The following is a 3,812-nucleotide window of genomic DNA, read 5'->3' on the forward strand; positions in this document are numbered from 1 at the left end:
AATGTAGTAGCAATATTAAATAAAAATTAATTTTTATAACTGCTCGGAATATATCAAGCCTTTTCTTTATTTTTGAAATAAAAAAACGACGAAGGTCGATTATGGTTTTTGCACCGTTTGGAACAAACGTATAAGTACGCCCTTACGGGAATTAACTAGATTATAACGATGAAAAATAGACCTGTAAAGCGATAACTATTGTGATAAATTTTGTTAAAGATATTTTATAAATCTTGTAACTTAAATAAGATTTAGTATAAGGAGAAAAAATGAATTTTATTATTAGGAAAGAAAAAAAAGAAGATTATAAGTTTACAGAAGAAGTTGTAAAAGAAGCGTTTGCCAATGAAGAATATAGTGATCACAGTGAACATAGATTAGTTGCGAGTTTGAGAAATTCTGATGAGTTTATTCCAGATTTATCTTTAGTAGCATTGCATAGAGATAAAATTATAGGTCATATATTGTTATCTAAAATTTTTATTGTTAAAGATGAGAAATTTATAGAATCATTAGCTTTAGCACCTGTTTCTGTTTTACCTAATTATCAAAATAAAGGCGTAGGACAAAGTTTAATACAAAAATCATTAGAAATAGCGGGAAAGCTTAATTTTGAGTCAGTTATAGTAATGGGACATTCAGAATATTATCCAAAATTCGGGTTTAAAAAAGCTTCTAAATGGTGTATTCAAGCACCTTTTGAAGTACCAGATGAATTTTTGATGGCTATTGAATTAAAGAAAAATGCTTTGGATAAAACATCTGGATTAATTCAGTATTCAAATGCTTTTTTTGAATGAAAAATTTATTTATCTCAGGCCTTTTAAGTCTACCGATTAGATAAAGCATCTATGATTTTTTCTAAATATAAGCTACAATATATTCAAAAATATTTTTGAATGAGGTGCTTTATGTTTTCGACTGTGATTACTGCTGCTGTTTTATATATTGCTACAGCAGTAGATTTGTTGGTAATACTATTAATATTTTTTGCTAGAGCAAATACTAGAAAAGAATATCGAGATATTTATATCGGACAATATTTAGGTTCTGTAATTTTAATATTAGTTAGTTTATTTCTAGCTTTTGTTTTGAATTATGTTCCGGAAAAATGGGTGTTGGGTTTATTAGGTTTAATACCGATTTACTTAGGTATTAAAGTTGCTATTTACGACGATTGTGAGGGCGAAAAAAGAGCTAAAAAAGAATTGGATGAAAAAGGGTTGTCAAAATTAGTCGGTATTGTTGCTTTGGTTACAGTTGCTAGTTGTGGTGCAGATAATATTGGGCTTTTTGTTCCTTACTTTGTGACTTTAGATATTGTCGACTTATTAGTTACTCTTCTTGTATTTTTAATATTGATTTTTGTTTTAGTATATACAGCACAAAAATTGGCTAATATTTCAGGTGTTGGTGAAATTGTAGAGAAGTTTAGTCGTTGGATAATGGCTGTTATTTATATTGGTTTAGGGTTATTTATTATTATTGAAAATAATACAATTCAAACAATAATTGGGTTTATATTTTAAATTAAGGTGTGGTTTATATGGGCAAGGCAAATACTTGTGATGTGATCTGTATTCATGAGGATAAAGTGAATAATGCTTTGAATTTTTTAGAAGATGATAAATCACAAAAACTACTTAGTATTTTTCAAAAAATATGTGATGAAAAGAAGTTAAAAATCATATTATCTTTGATTAAGGAAAATGAGTTATGTGTTTGTGATATTTCTTTGATATTAAATATGAGTGTTGCTTCTACATCACATCACTTAAGACTTTTGTATAAAAATGATGTTCTTGATTTTTGGAAAGATGGAAAGATGGCTTATTATTTTATTAAAGACGATGAAATTAAAGATTTTTTCTGTAAAAATCAAGAGGGATTTTGAAACGAGTGAAACGAGTTTCTTCTTGTCTTGATACTATAAAAATAAGCAAAGATATAACATAAAATGACTTATCGGAAGTAGATATGCTTGTATATTCACAGATGGTATAATAATAGAGTCGCCTATCTCTCAGGCGTCAATTGACGAAGAGAGGAGGTGCATTACTTTGCTAATCATTTTCGTTCACATCATAGCACCAGTCATCAGTGGCTGTGCTGTTGCGTATTATACTTATTGGCTTAGTAAACGCAACAAATAATTAATAGGCGACTTTATAAGCCAGCATCGAAAAAAATCCCCACACTATTGCAGTAGTGTGGGGATTGGTGCATTAATTGTTAATCATTTTCGTTATCTAGATTATAACACTGGTTAGTAGAGGAATGCAAAAACAGTTAATTAATACTGTTTGCGACAGAAAACTATGAAAGATTACTTTAGTTGTTGAGCTTTAACAAATTAATAATTCATTATACAGTTCTCGTCTTTTTTGATTAGATTTATTTCCAAAGTTGGTATTATTATACCAATTTATAACGTTTTGGATAGAAGTGTTAGAAGTATTCTTATTATAGGTGAAATACCCAGATAAATAGGAAATATAATCAATTCTTGATGGTTCTTTTAGACTATTAATTTCAATAAAGTTCAAGGCATCATTTAAGCCGTCTAATGTCATTTTAAAACACTTTCTTAATTGATCGAGCTCTAGTTCGTTTAAAAAAGAATCTTTGGCATCTGACGGGATAGGACTGTAATTTAAAGCATGGTTTTTTTTACCACTCACTATTTCAAAAGCAGAATTTAGTGTGGCTAAAGGTATAGACACCTCTGTATTTTTTTGTATAAATAAATGGTCAAGTCCGGCCATTTCCAATCTATCTCTGAAAACATTGGAGTATTCTTTATAAAAATCCAAGCCTTTTATTTGTAATTTAGTGAGCTTCATTTGAAGGTCAGGAACTCTACTACCTGCCAAGTTTAGAACGTCAAACCATTCGATTTGTTCTTCACCAGATAAGTCTTGAGCATAGTTAATGGTATAAAAATAATTAAAAAATTTGGTGCGTATTTGTCCTAGAATAGATGATACAGAAAATTCTGCTAATTTCGGATTTAATCTAAGATACTCAGTATAGATCTCAGGATCTTTATTGTATAAAACACCAACGGGGATTTGATTTTTACTCGGTTTTTTTTCTTTTAAATTGACAAATTTCCCTTTAGTTAAATCTAGCGCTATTTCTTGTATTGATTCATCATTTGAATAAGCTTGATAATTCGTTGAAATCCTTTGTTGCCCATCTATCACACTTAGACTACCTTCATTCAATTCTTCTATTTCAGTTCTACTTAATAGCTTTACATGGGGCATCCCCTTACTTTTAGGACCAATTCTATTCATTGAAATAGGAGAAACCGGAGCAAAACCTCCTAATTGAAAATTGTATAAGTCTATTTTCTTTTCGGTTGTCCAAGATAAATCGCGCTGAAAGATTGGCATAATAACTTGGCCTGAATCGACATCAGAACATAATTGGTTAATTGATTTTTGGATAGTTTCTTTAGTAGGATCATTAAATGCATTTTCATTTAATTTTTTATTTAATCTAATTGACATACTCACTAACCCCTTTTGCTGCTTGTTAATTTAAGAGTAATTCTAAGATGTTAAAAAGTCAATATTTTTTAGCAGCATTTTATAAAAAGTAAAATACATACAAAAAGTGTCACAAAAATGTAAAGCAGCTTATTTAAGCTGCTTTGATATTTTATTCGTATTTTTATTGGAATTGTACGTTTAGTGTACACCCTAATCATACAAATTAAGTTGTTGAAATTATCGCAACTGTTATTTTACTTGCTATATGAGAATGTTTTAACTTTATAAATAAGAAAGAGTCCGGGACATAAAGTT

At 29.2% G+C, this 3,812-nt stretch carries 5 protein-coding genes; 4 read left to right on the forward strand and 1 reads right to left on the reverse strand.

All coding sequences use genetic code 11. The features are described 5' to 3' along the window. The first annotated feature begins 269 nt into the window (after positions 1 to 269). The 4 genes from F1592_RS04495 (at position 270) to F1592_RS04510 (ending at position 2,153) form a co-directional block, all read left to right on the forward strand. A complete protein-coding gene (locus tag F1592_RS04495) occupies positions 270 to 800 on the forward strand; it encodes a GNAT family N-acetyltransferase (RefSeq protein ID WP_031886467.1) in 531 nt (176 codons plus the stop codon). Positions 801 to 911: 111 nt separating this feature from the next. Further along, positions 912 to 1,529, forward strand: a complete 618-nt coding sequence (locus F1592_RS04500; protein ID WP_031886466.1) for a CadD family cadmium resistance transporter — start codon at positions 912 to 914, stop codon at positions 1,527 to 1,529. Between the two features lie 17 nt (positions 1,530 to 1,546). Beyond that, positions 1,547 to 1,894, forward strand: a complete 348-nt coding sequence (locus F1592_RS04505) for an ArsR/SmtB family transcription factor (RefSeq protein ID WP_031886465.1) — start codon at positions 1,547 to 1,549, stop codon at positions 1,892 to 1,894. A 166-nt stretch (positions 1,895 to 2,060) separates the two neighbouring features. Next, positions 2,061 to 2,153: a type I toxin-antitoxin system Fst family toxin gene (locus F1592_RS04510; RefSeq protein ID WP_001791613.1), complete on the forward strand. Its 93-nt coding sequence runs from the start codon at positions 2,061 to 2,063 to the stop codon at positions 2,151 to 2,153. 192 nt (positions 2,154 to 2,345) lie between these two features. Here the strand turns inward: F1592_RS04510 and F1592_RS04515 are convergent, their stop codons facing one another. Next, entirely contained in the window at positions 2,346 to 3,515 is a 1,170-nt protein-coding gene (locus F1592_RS04515) for a GmrSD restriction endonuclease domain-containing protein (RefSeq protein WP_049949217.1), read from the reverse strand. Positions 3,516 to 3,812: the final 297 nt, after the last annotated feature.

This window comes from Staphylococcus sp. GDX7P312P (assembly GCF_008385775.1).
GTDB lineage: Bacteria > Bacillota > Bacilli > Staphylococcales > Staphylococcaceae > Staphylococcus > Staphylococcus haemolyticus.

Bases quoted from the DNA above. Each gene is read 5' to 3' on its own strand.
- F1592_RS04505 (WP_031886465.1), top strand. From the start codon at position 1,547: ATGGGCAAGGCAAATACTTGTGATGTGATCTGTATTCATGAGGATAAA.
- F1592_RS04515 (WP_049949217.1), bottom strand. From the start codon at position 3,515: ATGTCAATTAGATTAAATAAAAAATTAAATGAAAATGCATTTAATGAT.
- F1592_RS04495 (WP_031886467.1), top strand. From the start codon at position 270: ATGAATTTTATTATTAGGAAAGAAAAAAAAGAAGATTATAAGTTTACA.
- F1592_RS04500 (WP_031886466.1), top strand. From the start codon at position 912: ATGTTTTCGACTGTGATTACTGCTGCTGTTTTATATATTGCTACAGCA.